Annotated in this window: 16 protein-coding genes; 11 read left to right on the plus strand and 5 right to left on the minus strand. The window is 69.6% G+C overall.

Annotation, left to right across the window (positions count from 1 at the left end; all coding sequences use genetic code 11):
• Nucleotides 1–20: 20 nt before the first annotated feature.
• From hutH to hutI, 5 genes are all read left to right on the plus strand, one after another.
• Nucleotides 21–1,559 (plus strand): histidine ammonia-lyase, encoded by a 1,539-nt coding sequence (gene hutH, locus QOZ89_RS09535; RefSeq protein WP_312623565.1) that lies wholly within the window; start codon nt 21–23, stop codon nt 1,557–1,559.
• Between the two features lie 36 nt (nt 1,560–1,595).
• A complete protein-coding gene (hutU, locus tag QOZ89_RS09540; RefSeq protein WP_071051237.1) occupies nt 1,596–3,254 on the plus strand; it encodes a urocanate hydratase in 1,659 nt (552 codons plus the stop codon).
• Complete coding sequence (locus QOZ89_RS09545; protein ID WP_198543416.1) at nt 3,251–4,453, plus strand: allantoate amidohydrolase; 1,203 nt, start codon at nt 3,251–3,253, stop codon at nt 4,451–4,453. The genes hutU and QOZ89_RS09545 overlap by 4 nt, the downstream gene beginning before the upstream one ends.
• Before the next feature lie 91 nt (nt 4,454–4,544).
• Nucleotides 4,545–5,858, plus strand: coding sequence for a formimidoylglutamate deiminase (locus QOZ89_RS09550; RefSeq protein ID WP_071051238.1), 1,314 nt, complete (start codon nt 4,545–4,547; stop codon nt 5,856–5,858).
• A complete protein-coding gene (gene hutI / locus QOZ89_RS09555) occupies nt 5,855–7,030 on the plus strand; it encodes an imidazolonepropionase (protein WP_071051239.1) in 1,176 nt (391 codons plus the stop codon). The genes QOZ89_RS09550 and hutI overlap by 4 nt, the downstream gene beginning before the upstream one ends.
• A 188-nt stretch (nt 7,031–7,218) precedes the next feature.
• On the opposite strand, the gene QOZ89_RS09560 is transcribed toward hutI, so the two are convergent.
• A complete protein-coding gene (locus tag QOZ89_RS09560; protein ID WP_071051240.1) occupies nt 7,219–8,640 on the minus strand; it encodes an aromatic amino acid lyase in 1,422 nt (473 codons plus the stop codon).
• Nucleotides 8,641–8,810: 170 nt separating this feature from the next.
• Here QOZ89_RS09560 and QOZ89_RS09565 point away from each other — a divergent pair, with 170 nt between their 5' ends.
• Genes QOZ89_RS09565 through QOZ89_RS09585 form a run of 5 tightly spaced genes read left to right on the plus strand, consistent with a single transcriptional unit; the run spans nt 8,811 to nt 13,096 of the window.
• Nucleotides 8,811–9,533 carry an IclR family transcriptional regulator gene (locus tag QOZ89_RS09565; protein ID WP_071051241.1) on the plus strand — a complete coding sequence of 241 codons (723 nt, stop codon included), beginning with the start codon at nt 8,811–8,813 and terminating at the stop codon, nt 9,531–9,533.
• Entirely contained in the window at nt 9,530–10,630 is a 1,101-nt protein-coding gene (locus QOZ89_RS09570) for an ABC transporter ATP-binding protein (RefSeq protein WP_071051242.1), read from the plus strand. The genes QOZ89_RS09565 and QOZ89_RS09570 overlap by 4 nt, the downstream gene beginning before the upstream one ends.
• Nucleotides 10,627–11,325 (plus strand): ABC transporter permease, encoded by a 699-nt coding sequence (locus QOZ89_RS09575; RefSeq protein ID WP_241842021.1) that lies wholly within the window; start codon nt 10,627–10,629, stop codon nt 11,323–11,325. Before QOZ89_RS09570 ends, QOZ89_RS09575 begins: the two co-directional genes overlap by 4 nt.
• Entirely contained in the window at nt 11,322–12,092 is a 771-nt protein-coding gene (locus QOZ89_RS09580; RefSeq protein ID WP_071051243.1) for an ABC transporter permease, read from the plus strand. Before QOZ89_RS09575 ends, QOZ89_RS09580 begins: the two co-directional genes overlap by 4 nt.
• 56 nt (nt 12,093–12,148) lie before the next feature.
• Nucleotides 12,149–13,096 (plus strand): glycine betaine ABC transporter substrate-binding protein, encoded by a 948-nt coding sequence (locus QOZ89_RS09585; RefSeq protein WP_071051244.1) that lies wholly within the window; start codon nt 12,149–12,151, stop codon nt 13,094–13,096.
• 392 nt (nt 13,097–13,488) lie between these two features.
• Here the strand turns inward: QOZ89_RS09585 and QOZ89_RS09590 are convergent, their stop codons facing one another.
• From QOZ89_RS09590 to QOZ89_RS09600, 3 genes are read right to left on the minus strand one after another with little or no spacing between them, the layout of a single operon-like run.
• A complete protein-coding gene (locus QOZ89_RS09590) occupies nt 13,489–13,902 on the minus strand; it encodes a Zn-ribbon domain-containing OB-fold protein (protein WP_312623567.1) in 414 nt (137 codons plus the stop codon).
• Between the two features lie 2 nt (nt 13,903–13,904).
• Nucleotides 13,905–15,125, minus strand: a complete 1,221-nt coding sequence (locus QOZ89_RS09595) for a thiolase family protein (RefSeq protein ID WP_131804113.1) — start codon at nt 15,123–15,125, stop codon at nt 13,905–13,907.
• Between the two features lie 21 nt (nt 15,126–15,146).
• Nucleotides 15,147–15,659, minus strand: coding sequence for a hypothetical protein (locus tag QOZ89_RS09600; protein ID WP_312623569.1), 513 nt, complete (start codon nt 15,657–15,659; stop codon nt 15,147–15,149).
• 47 nt (nt 15,660–15,706) lie between these two features.
• On the opposite strand from QOZ89_RS09600, the gene QOZ89_RS09605 reads away from it, so the two are divergent.
• Complete coding sequence (locus tag QOZ89_RS09605; RefSeq protein ID WP_241842023.1) at nt 15,707–16,090, plus strand: helix-turn-helix domain-containing protein; 384 nt, start codon at nt 15,707–15,709, stop codon at nt 16,088–16,090.
• On the opposite strand, the gene QOZ89_RS09610 is transcribed toward QOZ89_RS09605, so the two are convergent.
• Nucleotides 16,011–16,595 (minus strand): TetR/AcrR family transcriptional regulator, encoded by a 585-nt coding sequence (locus QOZ89_RS09610; RefSeq protein ID WP_071051247.1) that lies wholly within the window; start codon nt 16,593–16,595, stop codon nt 16,011–16,013. The two genes, QOZ89_RS09605 and QOZ89_RS09610, sit on opposite strands and share 80 nt — an antisense overlap.
• Nucleotides 16,596–16,812 lie beyond the last annotated feature (217 nt).

Consider the following 16,812-nt stretch of genomic DNA (forward strand, 5'->3'; position numbering starts at 1 on the left):
GGAGCGTGTGGACTCGTGGTGTGGAGGACGTGACTATCGGTGTGGGGGGGCTGACCGAGGACGACGTCGTGTCCGTGGCCCGCGGCAACGCCCGAGTCCGCCTCTCCCCCGAGGCGCTCGAGGCGATCGCTCAGGGCCGCGTGGTGATCGATGCCCTGGCCGCCGGCGCTGAACCCCACTACGGCGTTTCCACTGGCTTCGGCGCACTGGCCACCCGGCACATCCCGGTGGGGTTGCGCGCCCAGCTGCAACGCAGCCTGGTCCGCTCGCACGCCGCCACCTCGGGACCCGAGGTCGAGCGGGAGGCCGTCCGGGCGATGATGCTGCTGCGGCTCTCCACCCTGGCCACGGGCCGGACCGGCGTCCGCCCGGCGGTGGCGCAGACCTACGCGGACCTCATCAACGCCAGCATCACGCCCATCGTCCGCGAGTACGGCTCGCTCGGCTGCTCCGGGGATCTCGCGCCGCTCGCGCACTGCGCTCTGGCGGCTACCGGCGAGGGCGAGGTCCGCGACGCCGACGGTGCGGCGGTTCCCGCCGCCGCCGCTCTCGCGGCGGCCGGGATCGAGCCATTGGTGCTGCGGGAGAAGGAGGGCCTCGCCCTCATCAACGGCACCGACGGGATGCTCGGCATGCTGGCCCTGGCCTGCCACGACCTCGCCCTCCTGCTGCGCACCGCGGACATCTCCGCGGCGATGAGCATCGAGGCGCTTCTCGGGACCGATGCCGTGTTTGTCCCCGAGCTGCAGGCACTACGACCGCATCCCGGCCAGGCTGAGAGCGCCAAGAACCTCCGCGCCCTGTTGTCCGGGTCGCCGATCATGGCCAGCCATCGGAGCCCGGACTGCGCCCAGGTGCAGGACGCCTACTCGCTTCGGTGCACCCCGCAGGTGCACGGCGCGGCCAGGGACACCGTGACCCACGCACGGCTCGTCGCCTCCCGCGAACTCGCCAGCGCCGTCGACAACCCCGTACTCACGCTCGACGGCCGCCTGGAGAGCAACGGAAACTTCCACGGAGCGCCCGTGGCGTACGTCCTCGACTTCCTCGCCATCGTCACCGCCGACGTCGCGTCGATGTCCGAGCGCAGGACGGACCGCATGCTCGATGTGCATCGCAGCCAGGGCCTTCCGGCGTTCCTTGCCGACGATCCCGGCGTCGACTCCGGACTGATGCTCGCCCAGTACACCCAGGCCGGCATCGTCTCCGAGCTGAAGCGTCTGGCCGCGCCGGCATCGGTCGACTCGATCCCCTCGAGCGCCATGCAGGAGGACCACGTCTCGATGGGGTGGTCGGCCGCGCGCAAGCTGCGCCGTTCGCTCGACGGCCTGACCCGGGTGGTCGCCATCGAGATCCTGACGGCGAGCCGGGCACTCGACCTGCGCGCCCCGCTGGCTCCCGCCGCCGGTACCCACGCTGTCCGGGACCTCGTGCGGACCGTCACCGGGGGACCCGGTCCGGACCGCTACCTCTCCCCCGAGATCGAGGCTGTCGTGGGCCTGGTGGCGTCCGGCAGCGCCCTGGGCGCGGCTGATGCCGCCTGCGGCCCTCTCACCTGACCCACCACCGTCCAGCCCGTCCCAAAGGAGTCCCCGATGTCCGGCCCCCGCCCCGTACGGTCTCCTCGCGGGACTACATTGACCGCCCGGTCCTGGCAGACCGAGGCGCCGCTGCGGATGCTGCAGAACAACCTCGACCCCGAGGTCGCGGAGCGACCCGACGATCTCGTCGTCTACGGCGGCACCGGACGGGCCGCGCGAAGCTGGGACGCCTTCGACGCCATGATCCGGACGCTGACGACGCTGCGCGAGGATGAGACGATGCTCGTCCAGTCGGGCAAGCCGGTGGGCGTGCTGCGGACCCACGAGTGGGCCCCTCGAGTGCTGATCGCCAACTCCAACCTCGTGGGCGACTGGTCCACCTGGCCGGAGTTCCGGCGGTTGGAAGCGCTGGGCCTCACCATGTACGGGCAGATGACCGCGGGATCCTGGATGTATATCGGGACCCAGGGCATCCTGCAGGGCACCTACGAGACGTTTGCCGCGGTGGCTGACAAGCGGTTCAACGGGACCCTCACCGGGACGCTGACCCTCACCGGTGGCTGCGGCGGGATGGGTGGCGCGCAGCCGCTCGCCGTCACCCTCAACGGGGGCGTCTGCCTCATCGTCGACGTCGACCACTCCCGGCTCCAGCGCCGGGTGGAGCACCGTTACCTCGACGAGGTCGCGCCGGATCTCGACACCGCCATCGCCACTGTCCTGCGGGCGAAAGCGGACCGCCGGGCGCTGTCCGTCGGGGTCACCGGCAACTGCGCCGAGGTCTTCCCGGAACTGCTGCGCCGCGGGCTCGCCGTCGACATTGTCACCGACCAGACCAGCGCGCACGACCCACTCGCCTACCTCCCCGAGGGCGTCGCCGTCGAGGACTGGCACGACCTCGCCGAGCGCAAGCCCGAGGAGTTCACCAACCGGGCCCGGGCAGCGATGGCCAAGCACGTGCAGGCGATGGTCGAGTTCCAGGACGCCGGCGCGGAGGTGTTCGACTACGGCAACTCGATCCGGGAGGAGGCCCGCCTCGGCGGGTACTCCCGGGCCTTCGAGTTCCCCGGCTTCGTGCCCGCCTACATCCGGCCGCTGTTCTGCGAGGGCAAGGGGCCGTTCCGCTGGGTTGCCCTGTCCGGCGACCCGGCCGACATCCACGCCACCGACGAGGCCGTCATGAAGCTCTTCCCCGACGACGACCGGCTCCAGCGGTGGATGCGTGGAGCGCGGGAACACATTGCCTTCCAAGGACTCCCGGCGCGCATCTGCTGGCTCGGCTACGGCGACCGCGATCGCGCCGGGGCGAGGTTCAACGAGATGGTGGCCTCCGGGGAGCTCACGGCCCCCATCGTCATCGGCCGGGACCACCTCGACACCGGCTCGGTCGCCTCCCCCTACCGCGAGACCGAATCGATGCTCGACGGCTCGGACGCCATCGCCGACTGGCCGCTCCTCAACGCGCTGGTGAACACCTCCTCGGGAGCCACCTGGGTCTCGATCCACCACGGCGGCGGGGTCGGCATCGGCCGGTCCCTGCACGCCGGCCAGGTCACCGTGGCCGACGGCACGGAACTGGCCCGGCAGAAGCTCGAGCGGGTCCTGAGCAACGACCCGGCGACGGGCATCCTCCGCCACGCCGACGCCGGTTACGGCAGAGCCGACGACGTCGCCCGCGCCACCGGGGTGCGGATGCCCATGCGGGAGGGCTCGTGACCTTCGAGGCCATGTGGGGCGACCTCTCGCCGGTCGGCCGCGCGGCGGCCACCGGCGGATACCGGAGGTTCGCCTGGACGTCCGAGGACAGCACGCTGCGGCACTGGTTCACCGGAGAGGCGGCGGCCCGCGGTCTCGATGTCGTCACCGACCGCGCCGGCAACCTATGGGCCTGGTGGGGAAACCCCGACGCCGGAACCCCGGGGGTCGTGATCGGTTCTCATCTCGACTCGGTGCCCGACGGCGGCGCGTTCGACGGGCCGCTCGGCGTGGTATCCGCCTTCGCCGCCGTGGACCAACTGCGGGCCAGCGGCTTCCGACCAGCAGCCCCGGTGGGTATCGCCTGCTTCTCCGACGAGGAAGGTGCCCGGTTCGGCATCCCCTGCACCGGCTCGCGCCTCATCACCGGAGCCCTTCATGCCGACAGAGCCCGCGCGCTGCGCGACGGCGACGGCATCACGCTGGCAGAGGCGATGGCGCTTTCGGGCCACGACCCGCGGCAGGTCGGACCGGACCCGGAAGCGCTGCGGCGCATCGGGATGTTCGTCGAGCTGCACGTCGAGCAGGGACGCGGCCTCGCCGATCTCGGCCGCCCGGTGGCGGTGGGCTCGTCGATCTGGCCGCATGGCCGGTGGCGCCTGGATCTGGAGGGTGAGGCCAACCACGCCGGCACCACCCGGCTCGCCGACCGCCGGGACCCGATGCTCGACCTCGCGCACGTCGTCACGACCGCACGGACATCCGCCAGCATCGTCGGGTGCGTGGCCACCGTCGGGAAGGTGCAGGTGATCCCGAACGGGGTCAACGCGATCCCGTCCCGGATCACCGCGTGGCTCGACGCCCGCGGCCCGCAGGAGGATCACGTCCGTTCCGTCGTCGGTGCCGTCGCCACGGCCGCGGGCTCCGATCCGGTCGAGGAGTCCTTCACCGCGGCGACGGATTTCGATGCCGTGCTCGTCGGCCGGCTGGCGAAGCTGCTCGGCGACGCCCCCGTACTCGGGACAGGCGCCGGTCACGACGCCGGGATCCTGGCCCGGGCGGGAATCCCCACGGCGATGCTCTTCGTGCGCAACCCCACCGGGGTCTCGCACTCCCCGGCCGAGCACGCGGAGACCGCCGACTGCCTCGCGGGGGTCGACGCCCTGGCTCAGGTCCTCGAAGACATAGCCGCTAGAGGGCCAAAGGGTGTGCGAAAATGATCTTTCTTCGCACACCCGGCCGGGGTTCCTGCCGGATCGCGAAGCGATCTGGTAGGTCCGCATCATCCCCAGGATCACTGAGGCGCGCGGGATGAGGTGGTTCGCCGCCGACGCCGTGCTGGCCACCGGCCCGGCGCGGAACGTCACTTTCGAGGCCGCTGACGGCCGGTTCACCAGCATTCGACCCGGCACCGAGCCGGGCGACGCCGTCCGACTGCCCGGCGTCGTGCTGCCCGGCTTCGCCAACGGCCACAGCCACGCCTTTCACCGCGCTCTGCGGGGGCGGACCCACGACGGCCCCGGCGACTTCTGGAGCTGGCGGCACGCGATGTACACCGTCGCCGGGCGCCTGGACCCGGACAGCTACCTGACCCTCGCCCGCGCGACCTACGCCGAGATGGCGCTGGCGGGAATCACGTCGGTCGGCGAGTTCCACTACCTGCATCACGCCTGCGGCGGCACCCCCTACGCCGACCCGAACGCGATGGCGGAGGCCCTGCGCCAGGCCGCCACCGACGCCGGCATCCGGCTCACCCTCGTCGACACCTGCTACCTCGCGGGCGGTCTTGGAAGCGACGGCCACACGCCGCTTTCGGGACCGCAACTGCGGTTCGGTGACGGCACCGTCGACGCCTGGGCGGAGCGGGTCGACCTGCTCCGCCCGTCGGAGCGGATGCGGGTGGGGGTGGCGGCGCACTCGGTGCGGGCAGTACCTCGGGAGGCGCTCCCCACCGTGGTCTCGCAGGCGCGGGGGCGGCCGCTGCACGTCCACCTGTCCGAGCAGCCCGCCGAGAACGAGGCCTGCGCCGGGTTCTACGGATGCACCCCGACCGCTCTGCTCGCGGAGGCCGGCGCGCTCGGGCACACCACCACGGCGGTCCACGCCACCCACCTGACCTCCGGCGACGTCGGCCTCCTGGGCCGCTCCGGGACCACGGTCTGCCTGTGCCCTGGTACCGAGCGCGACCTCGCCGACGGCATTGGGCCGGGCGGGGCGCTGCGCGACGCGGGTGCGCCGCTGAGTGTCGGCAGCGACCAGAACGCCTCCATCGACCTCTTCGGAGAGATCCGCGGGGTGGAGGAGCACGAGCGACTGACCTCGTTGCGGCGCGGCCGCTTCGGACATGACCAGCTCCTGGGCTTCCTCACCGACCACGCGGCGATCGGCTGGGATGCCGGCCGGCTCGAGGTGGGTGGCCGGGCCGATCTCGTGGCCGTGCGGCTCGACACGCCGCGTACCGCGGGGGTGGCGGCCGAGCGGGTCCTGATGGCCGCGACCGCCGCGGACGTCGACACCGTCGTGGTGGACGGCCGGACCGTGGTGACGGGCGGACAGCATGTCCTCGGCGACGTCGGCCGGCTACTCGGAGAGGCGATTTCAGCTGTGTGGGAGCAGGAACGATGAGCAGCACCCTCGTCGGCGGAATCGGCGAGCTGGTCACCAACGACCCTTCGGTCGGTGACAGATCCACCCTTGGCATCCTGACGGACGCCGCCGTCGTGGTTTCGGACGGCCGGGTCCGCTGGGTGGGTCGCGAGGCGGAGGCGCCGGCGGCGGACCGTCGCGTGGATCTCGGTGGGCGCGCGGTGATCCCCGGCTTCGTGGACTCCCATGCGCATCTCGTGTTCGCCGGCGACCGGTCCGCCGAGTTCGCCGCCCGGATGGCCGGAGCCCGCTACAGCGGCGGCGGCATAGCCACCACGGTGGCGGCCACCCGTAGGGCGACCGACGAGCAGTTGCGGACCTTGCTCGCCACGCGGATGACGGAGATGCACACGCAGGGAACCACGACGGTGGAGGTCAAGAGCGGTTACGGCCTCACCATCGCGGACGAGGTCCGGGCGCTGCGGCTGGCGCGGGAGGTCACCCCCGAGACCACGTTCCTGGGGGCGCACGTCGTGCCCCCAGGGACCGATCGAGCGGACTACGTGAGGCTGGTGTGCGGGGAGATGCTCACCGCCTGCGCCCCCTACGCCCGGTGGATCGACGTCTTCTGCGAGCCGGCCAGCCCAACCGCGTTCGATGGCGACGAGGCACGCGCGATCCTGCTGGCGGGCCGGAGGACCGGACTCGGCCTCCGGGTCCACGGCAACCAGCTCTCAGCCGGGCCCGGGGTGCAACTGGCTGTCGAGCTGGGATGCGCGAGCGTCGACCATTGCACGCATCTGACCGACGCCGACGTCGACGCGCTGGCCGGCGGGTCCACAGTGGCGACGCTGCTGCCTGGCGTCGAGTTCTCCACCCGTTCCCCCTACCCCGACGCCCGGCGGCTGCTGGCAGCCGGCGTGACCGTGGCGCTGGCCACCGACTGCAACCCCGGCAGCTGCTACACGTCGTCGATGCCGCTGATGATCGCGCTGGCCGTCCGGGAGATGTCCATGACCCCGGCCGAGGCCCTGTCCGCGGCCACAGTAGGTGGGGCACAAGCCCTGAGGCGCAACGATATCGGAGTCCTTGCTCCCGGCTACACGGCCGATCTTACGGTGCTGGACGCCCCCAGCTATCTGCACCTGGCCTACCGCCCCGGCGTCCCTATCGCCCGCGCCCTCGCTCTTCCCGGTCGGTCCCACCAGTGATCCTGGGGACAACCGGACCTACCAGCAGACCTCCCAGATCACGACCTCCCAGATCGCTGACCTCCCAGATCGACTGCGTCGATCCGGCGGGGACCCTGTCGCCGATCTGGCAGGGACCCCGTTCGGCGATCCGGCAGGAACCCCGGCCGGGTATGCGAAGAAAGATCATTTTCGCATACCCTTTGGCCCTATAGGAAGCTGAGGAGCCGTTCGGCCATCTCGAGGTCGACGGTGAGATCGCGGTCCTCGGCGCCGCGGGGGAGGTCCGCCACCGCCGACCATGCGGCGTGCAGTCCCGTCGGCAGCGCGGCCTCGGCGGCAGCCGACCGGGCCTGGAGCCGGAGGCACCGGACCGCCGCGACCAGCTCTCCCGCAAGCACAGTGCGCAGCCGGATCGCTGTCTGGGCAGCCTGGGAGGCAGCCAGGGAGGCGAAGCTCGCGTCCTCCTCCACCCCGCGGGACAGTGTGACCGACTGCAGGCTGGCCGGGCTGGCGAGGGCCCGCATCTCCGCCAGCGCCGAGGCGACCACGTACTCCGCAATCATGATCCCCGACGCCGCCGGGGTGCCCTCGCCGAGGAACGGCGCGAGGCCGGTGTAGGCCGGCTCGGCCAGCATGGTGAGCCGGGTGAGCGAGAGGTGCGCCGACTGGGACGCCGCCAGGACGACAGCGTCCAGTGCTTGACCGAGGTAGGAGGCGTGGAAGCCGCCGTGGTGGGCGATGCCATGGGCGGCCGAGACGATCGGGTTCTCCGAGCCGGTGTTCACCATCCGTGTCACCACGTCCGAGAGCGTGGCAAGGCTGTCAAGGAAGACGCCGTGCACCTGGGGCAGGCTGCGCAAACCGAACGGGTCCTGGATCCGCGCCCCAGCCGGGGTGCCGGCAACGAGCTCACGCATGCGGACACAGACATGCCGCGCGCCAGGGAAAGGCGTGGCCACCTCTACGGCGGGAGCGAACGCCTCGATGTTCCCGGTCACGCCGACGAAGGTCAGTGCCGCGACGACGTGAGCCGCCTCGGCCAGCGCAAGCAGGTCGGCACACGCGAGCGCGGCATCGGCGAGAGTGGCCGCGCTACTGGACAGGAACGGGACGGCGTCCCCGCTGCCGACGACGACCGGGCGGCGGATCGGATTTGTCGTCATTACCTGCCCGCTGATGGCCAGGGCGGTGACGGCGAGCGCCGAGAGATCACCCGTACCAATGCTTCCCAGCTCTCGTACCGGTGGAAGCGCATCCAGCTGGAGCAGGTCGGCCAGGGCATCGAGGAGATCCGGTGACGCACCGTTGCCGTCCGCGGCCAACTGGTTCAACCGCACGACCAGCATCGCCCGGACCCGCTCGGCGGAGCGCAGCGAACCGCCCGACGTGGCGTGGCTGAGGATCAGACTCCGGGCCCCGGCCTCGGGGTCCGAGACCGTTTGGACGCGGTTGGCTCCGACCCCGGTCGTACGCCCGTAGATCGGCCTCTCGGACGAGGCGGCGTTCGCAAACGCCTGGGATCGCCGAACACGTTCGCGCGCCTCCTCTCCCACGCGCACCGGCGTGAGCCGCCGCGCGACCGCGACGATGTCGTCGATCCGGAGACTGCTGCCGTCAATCTCGATCATGGCGTTGCTCCTGAGCCGCCGCGGCGACAGATCGTTCTGTTTCATTCGCGAAAACTGTCTGGCGACCCTCTTGGACCCAGAGGCCCTACATGGCATCTTATCGTCCAATGGCAGGCTACTTCCACCAGATGGAAGCAGCCAGGGCTTCGGACGGGAGGGCGTGAGGCTGCATGCCACTCGACGCCGAGGAGGAGTTCGCCATCGCCACCGGCAGCACTTCGACTCGCACGGTGGATCGCGCCTTGCTCCTGCTCTCCGAGGTGTGCGAACAGGAGTCACTCTCCTTGTCCGAGTGCGCCCGACGGGCCCACCTACCGGCCAGCACGGCACTGCGGCTCCTGCGCACGCTCGAACGTGCCGGGTTCGTGTCGCGCAACGGCGAGGGAAGTTTCGGAGCCGGCCCGCGACTGATCCAACTGGGTGCGACCGCCATCGGGCGCAACACCTTGGTGAGGATCGCCACGCCTGCGCTGCACCGCATCGTGGCCGCCACGGGCGAGTCGGCCTACCTTTCGATGCGCGCGGCCCGCGACAGCGCCATCTACGTCGCGATGGTGGAGGGCACCCACTCTGTGCGGCACACGAGCTGGATCGGCCGAACGGTGCCGATGGCCGGGCTCGCGGTGGGGCGCGCTCTGATGGACGACGTCCCGCCGTCGGGCTACGTCGCCGAGCGCGACCGCCTCGAGCCCGACGTGACCGCCATCGCGGCACCCGTCCGGCATCCGGGAGGGGTCGCAGGGGCCTTCAGCGTCCTCGGCCCGAGCTACCGCATCGACGACAACACGATGCACGACTACGGGCGAATCGTTGCCCAGGAAGCGCGGCTACTGAGTGCCCAGCTCGGAACGCCCAATCCCCCACCGACGGCGGAACAGGACACAGGGACATGATCAGATTTGACACAGTGTCGAAGCACTACCCCGATGGAACCGTCGCCGTCGACGAGCTGAACCTGGTAGCGCCGTCTGGGCAGATCACAGTGCTCGTCGGACCGTCCGGCTGCGGGAAGACCACCAGCCTGCGAATGATCAACCGGATGATCGAGCCGACCTCCGGCTCGATCTGGATAGACGATGTCGACACGGCTGGTATGGCCACCCACGAGCTGCGCCGCCGGATCGGCTACGTCATCCAGCACGCCGGGCTCTTTCCGCATCGCACGATCGTCGACAACGTCGCCGCTGTCCCGTTGCTGCTCGGGCACAACAAGAAGCAGGCGCGAACCCGTGCTGTCGAGCTCCTCGAACGGGTAGGGCTACCGGCCCACTTCGCCAAGCGGTACCCCGCGCAGCTGTCGGGCGGCCAGCAGCAACGTGTCGGGGTGGCCCGAGCCCTCGCCGCCGATCCACCGGTGATGCTCATGGACGAGCCGTTCTCCGCGGTCGACCCCGTCGTGCGCGAGCAGTTGCAGGACGAGTTCCTCCGACTGCAGGGAGACCTCGGCAAGACCATCGTGTTCGTCACCCACGACATCGACGAAGCGATCAAACTGGGCGACCAGGTCGCGGTGCTGAGGGTCGGCGGGCGGCTCGCGCAGCTCGCTCCCCCGCAAGAGCTGTTGAGTCGACCCGTCGATGCCTTTGTGGCGGGATTCGTGGGGCGGGACCGCGGCTATCGCGCGCTCGCCTTTACCAGCGCCGGAACGCTCTCTACCCACGCCGAGCAGACCGTCGCGCTGGGCGGCCCCGTGCCCTCGGGCTCCGACGACGGCACCTGGATCCTCGTGGTCGACGCCGCGGGCACGCCGCACGGCTGGCTGAATCTCGAACACCTGCGCGCCGGCGAAGAGACGGTGACCGAGGAGATGCTCTACCGCGGAGGCACCCTCGCCACCCAGGGAGGAACCCTGCGGGCGGCGCTCGACGCCTGCCTCTCGTCGCCGTCCGGGCGCGGCGTCGTCGTCGACGCCAGTGGTTGCCTGATCGGCTCCGTCACGGCACGCGAAGTCCTCGATCTCATTGAGGCCCGGACGGCGATGGCATCGTGATCTCCGCGGCCGGCACAAGCTCCAGCTCTTCCCCGCTGCACTTCATCGGGTATTTTATGGACCATCGCCACGAGGACCTCGGGTGGCTGTGGTCGCACACGTGGCTCTCGGTGCTCCCGGTGGTGATCGGGCTCGCGATCGCGCTCCCTCTCGGCTGGCTCGCGCGACGCCACCGGTTCGTCTACCCACCGCTGATCTCGATCACCGGTCTTCTCTACACGATCCCTTCGATCGCGTTGTTTGTCATGATCCCGCCGATTCTCGGCTTGAGTTCACTCGACCCGATCCAGGTGCCGATCGCTCTCACCGTCTACTCGGTGGCCCTGCTGGTGCGGGTCGTGGCCGACGGGCTCGCCTCGGTGCCCGAGGAGACGCTGCAGGCCGCCAGCGCCATCGGATACAAGGATCTGGGTCGCTTCTTCAAGGTGGAGCTCCCCATCGCCGTACCCGTCATCACGGCGGGCGTGCGGGTGGCTCTGGTGGCCAACGTCAGCATCGTCGCCGTCGCCGGGACGATCGGAATGTCAAACCTCGGGCAGCTGTTCACGACCGGTTTCCAGCTCTCGACCCCCACGCCGTACTACCCGCCGATCGTTCTCGGGATCGTGCTGTGTGTTCTGCTCGCCCTCGTGCTCGACGGCCTGGTCCTGCTGCTGAACCGGATACTCGTCCCGTGGCGGAGGGTTGCCCGATGATCATCACAAGGGTCTTCAACTGGCTCACCGACGGCGACAACTGGAAAGACAGCCATCTGAACACCGGCATTCTCACCCAGCTCGAGGCGCATATCCGGTTCACGGGGATCGCTCTCGCCGTCGCCATCCTGATCGCGCTTCCCCTGGGCATGCTCATCGGCCACACCGGACGCGGCACCTGGTTGGTCTCGGCGGCCAACGCGGTCCGCGCCCTTCCCACGGTGGGCGTGCTGGTGCTGCTGACCGTGATCATCGCTCCACACTTCCACGGCCGTACGGACACCGGGTACCTGATCCCCACCGAGATCGTCCTGGTTCTGCTCGCCGTTCCACCCATCCTGGCGAACACCTACGCCGGGATCGACAACGTCTCCCCGGCGGTGCGCGACGCCGCGGCCGGCATGGGCATGACCGGTCCACAGGTTCTCTTCCAGGTCGAGCTGCCGTGCAGCCTCCCTCTCATCTTCTCCGGACTCCGGTCGGCAACCCTCCAGGTGATCGCGACCGCGACCATCGCCTCCTACGTTCCTCTCGGCGGTCTCGGGCGATTCATCTACGACGGCCTCGCGCAGCAGGACTATCCGCAGATGATCGGCGGAGGCGTGCTGGTGGCCGCTCTCGCGCTGACCACGGATCTCATTTTCGCGACAATCCAACGCTACGCGGTCTCGCGAGGAATCACCGGACGGTTCCCCCGCGGGAGGCCGGCCGTGGCCTCGGAAGTCCAGTCGGCCGTCCTGACAGGGCCGGAAGTATCCCACGCCTGATCTCTTCCGGAACCACATCCGAATGAGTCGTACCTCGACGCAACCAGGGAGAAAAGATGAAGCGGAAATTCCTTAGATCAGTCACGGCCGTCGCCGCCGTCGCCGCGGTCGCCGCCGTCGGCCTGGCGGCCTGCGGGTCGAGCGACTCGCCCACCGCGAGCGGCAAGAGCGTCGCGAGCGGGTTGATCCTCGGCGGTCCGCCGGAGTTCAAGACGCGGGCCGACGGCGTGCCCGGCCTGGAGAAGAACTACGGCGTCACCTTTGGTAAGTTCACCGTTACCGACACCGGTGGCCCGGTCACCGTGACGGCTCTGAAGAACGGGCAGATCGACGCGGCCGACCTGTTCACCACTGACCCCTCGATCGCGGCCAACGACTTCGTGATTCTCACCGACCCGAAGAGCAACTTCGCGGCCCAGAACATCGTGCCGGTAATCAACAAGGCCAAGGCGACGGACGGCGTCAAGACGACTCTCAACGCCATCCAGGCCAAGCTCACGACGTCCGGGCTCTCGGCGCTGCTCACCAAGGTGCAGACGGACAAGCAGGACCCGGATGCGGTGGCCAGGCAGTGGCTGTCCGACAACGGTCTTGCCGCCACCGGCACCGCGGCCTCGGGCGTCAGCCTGACCATCGGTTCCGCCAACTTCCCGGAGAACGTGATCCTCGCCGAGATCTACGCGGAGGCGCTCAAGGCGCAGGGCGCCTCAGTCAAGACCACGCTGAACATAGGCAGCCGGGAGAAGTACTACGCGGCGCTCAAGGACGGCTCGCTCGACCTGTTCGCCGAGTACACCGGCACGCTCCTGCAGTTCATCGACGCGTCCGCCACGGCCACCAGCTCCGCCGACGTGTACGCCGCGCTGGCAAAAGCCCTGCCCGCCAACCTGATCGAGCTCGACCAGGCGACCGCCCAGGACAGCGACGCCATCGTCGTCACCAAGGCGACGGCGGACAAGTACCACCTCGTCTCCATCGCCGACCTGGCCAAACTGGCCAGCTGAACCCCGCGGCCGCGCTCCAGCCCGTCCAGTACCGACCGCTCTGGTTCGGTCGGTACTGGACGGTGGTTGCACACAGCCACCCAGCCCGTCGAGCGAGACCGCACGACCTCCCAGCATGACGCGGCAAGGTCACCCACCGCGCCCCTGGGGCCGGTCGGACGGGCGCTCACAGCCGGGTTGGCGGCGGGGCCTCCTGCTCGGGCCCCGGGAATCGGATCGGCACCGTCGCACGCTCGACACCGTCCCGTGCGGCGGTCGCCTGGTCGGGTGCCCCGCCGACCAGCGACTGCGTCCGGTGCGAGCGCCAACCCTGCCCCCTTGGGCCCGCCGCCGGTAGACCCGCGGGGCCGTGGACGGCGCTGCGCCGCGGGTTGTCGACGTGCACAGCCACACTAGCGGGCGTGCTTGCGGAAGACCGGGAGGCGGAAGGCGCCGGCGTCGTCTTCGCACTCGATGAACTCGACCTCGACGGGCATGGCCGGCGTCATCTCGTCTCTGGTGAAGCCGACCGGATTGCTGACGAAGAGCGGGCCTTCGTCAAGCTCGACGAGGATGGTGTCCCAGGGCAGCGGGATCTCCCAATGGTACCGGTGCTCGAACGTGGCCCAGCTCACGAGCTCGCCGGTACCGGCGACACGTCGCCAGTCCAACTCGTCACCGCCGCAGTGCGCGCACCGCGTGACCGGGGGCCAAGCGAAGGAGCTACAGCCAGTACACCGCTGCAGCCGCAGCTCGCCCCTGCTGCAGAACTGCCAGAACTCGTCGTGGACACCCCCGAGAAACCGGTTCGGTCTGCGCTCGGGCACGGTCACCCTCCCCGCGTGAACAGGAGCGGGTGCGCGGACTCGGTCGTCGCCATCGAGAACAACGACGTCGTCACGTCGTCGACCTGACGGCCACCCGCCTCGTGGCGCAGCTGGCGGACCGCCTCCACGACATGGTTCCACCCGTGCATGTACGCCTCGGACAGCAAGCCGCCGCTCGTGTTCGTCGGCAGCGCGCCACCGAGGTCCATCTGGCCGTCCTTGCAGAACTCCAGGCCGGTACCGGCCTCGGCGAAGCCGTAGCCCTCAAGCTGCTCCACGAGGTGGATGCTGGATGCGTCGTAGCCCTGGAAATGACCCACGTCGGAACGGGCGAGGCCGGCCATCTCGAACGCCTGCCGCCCAGCCTCGGCGAAGTGGAGGCGAAGGCGCTCGCGCACCAGTTGGTGCATCTTCGCCGGGCCAGTCCTGGCGTGACCCCAGCCAGCCACCTCGACGGGGACATGCGGGAGGTCGGTCGTCATGCCCGTCCTGCGCATGATCAGGCAGACGGCCCCGTTGTTCACAAGACAGATGTCGAAAAGGCGCAACGGCCGGACGATGTAACGAGACGTGAGGTAGTCGTCGATCGTGAGCCGCGCCCGCATGATCGCGTTCTCGTTCCGCCCCGCGTGGCGCCGCAACGTCATGGCGACGCTGCCCAGGTCTGCCTCGGTCGCGCCGAAGGTGTTCATGTAGTGCTGGAAGATGAAGGCCCAGTGGGCAGCCTGGGAACTCCAGCCCCAGGGCGTGAAGTAGTAGTACGAGACCGGCGTCGCGCCCTCGTCACCGTAGGTCGCTCCGCCGTACACCCGTTGGGACGCCCTCGGCGCGGCGGCGTAGACGAGGGCGATCGTGTCGCATCTCCCCTCGGCGAGCGCCACCACGGCCGGCGGGATGACATGATCCATGATGTTGCCCTTGGCAACGGCGTACCGCGGCCGGATCCCCAACGCCTCCGCCACCTCCCGCGGCGCAGGGCCCCCGTACATGAAGCAGGCGTTCACGCCGTCGATGTCGTCACGCCCCAACCCCGAATCCGCCAGCGCCCGCTCGAAGGCCACCGCGGCAAGAGACAAACCGTCGGGTGCGACATACGTCGCTTCCTTCTGCCGGCCCGCCCGGTAGTCCTTGGCGTAGTCCGACTCGCCGACGCCGACGATGGCGGCCACCCGGGAAAGCTCCCGAGCGGGCTCCGTGAAACCCTCCGTAATCACCACTCCCACTTCTTCACCTTGATGCCGAGCTCACAGCTGAACGTCCGCCAGTCCTGAGCGATGGCCAGTCCTTCCTATTCCGGTGAACCCTCGGTGACGGCGCGGGCGGCGGCGATCAGGTGCGAGGGTCACGTCGCTTCGCGTCCGGCTGTTGCCTGCCACTGTGCCGCCGGCTGTTCGATCCGGTAGAGCCGTGCCGCGTTCTCCCCACAGGATCTTCCGGCGCGCTCCGGTCTCGACCTGCCTGAGCCCCGCGGTGATGGTCTCCTGGATGTTCTCGAACAGGCAGGTGGTGCGCGGGAAGTCGGTCTCGAACAGGATGCTGTCAACCGGCAGCAGCTCGAGGAAGTTCGTTGGCGCCGCCGACTTGCGCCGACGGACTCTGCTTGCAAACCGGACCCGGCCGCGTCCTGTCGGCTCATCATCGGTGAGTCGACCCGTGGCCGTCCTTGCAGGTTCGGCCAAGTGTCTGCCAATTTCGGCCAGACCTGTGTGCGCTGCCACCGCCGCCCCGGTGATCCGTGAGATGATCCAGTAAGCCAAGCGGTGGCCGATCAGCCGGACGTCGAACGACCCGATGCGCGGCCGGCATGTCCTGGCGCCGGTACCTCTTGGAAAGCCGGCTGCTGAAAGCCATAGCTCTGCTGGCCCAGGACGGCCAGAACGAGAACGTCAGCACCGTCGCACTCGCCGTCGGCCTCCAGAGCGTGAGCGCCTTCACCCGCGCGTTCGGCCAGTACACCGGGAGACGCCGACCGGCTACCGCGAGCGCGTCCACTCCAGCTGAACCCGTTCAGGCGGCGAACCGGATGGTGGAACCCCACCCCGGCGTGGCAGAAAGGGGCAAGCACTTGACCGTAGGCGCAAACCGGCGCTCCTGGACGGAGGACACCGTCAGGCCGGCGCCCTCATGCCCTGGAGAACGAACAAAGTCATTTCCCGGTGCAGCTCCGACACCGCGTCCTTTCCGTTGATCGGCAACGTCCGCTCCGCTGCGATGGTCATCGCCCCGAGGATGGCCGCCGCCACTGCGCGCGGCCTGGCGACCGGACGCAACGATCCGTCTGCCGCGCCCTCCTCCAGCAGCTTCACCACGGGCCGCAGGTAGGCACGCGACGCCCGCTCGATGAGTTCGGGACGTCGCGTGGCTCGACCAAGATCAAGCTGGAGCGCCCGAAGCGCGACCGGATAGGTCGCGTATATGTCGATCTGCGCGTAAATGACTCGGTCCAGCCGCTCCGCAGCGTTCCCCGGCCCGTTCAACGCGGTCGAAATAGCTTCCTCGAACGCATCGAAAACGACGCCGCACATGTGCGAGAAAACTGCTTCCTTGCCTTCGAAATGATAGTACAACGTCGCCCTCGGAATACCGGTGGCGGCCGAGATCTCGCTCATCTTCGCCCCGTCGAGGCCACGTTCGGCGAACAGTTCGGCGGCCGCCATCACCTTGGCCGAGATCGAATCCGGAACTGGTCGCATCGGACGTGTACCTCCCGGCTGGGGCAGCTCCTCGACAGAGCGTTTAAAATCCGATTCTATACGGCCGTCCTTGCGGCCGAGCAGGTTGGTCGCTGACGGTCACGTCACGCGCCGACGCGCCGCCCGCCGATCAGCCAGGTCAGGGCCCCGACAACGGGCGCCAGGACGACCCCGACCCGACCTGTCGTCAGCGCCCGGTCACCCGCCGTCGACAACG

Source organism: Pseudofrankia coriaricola, assembly GCF_032027725.1.
In the GTDB taxonomy this organism is placed as follows: Bacteria; Actinomycetota; Actinomycetes; order Frankiales; family Frankiaceae; genus Pseudofrankia.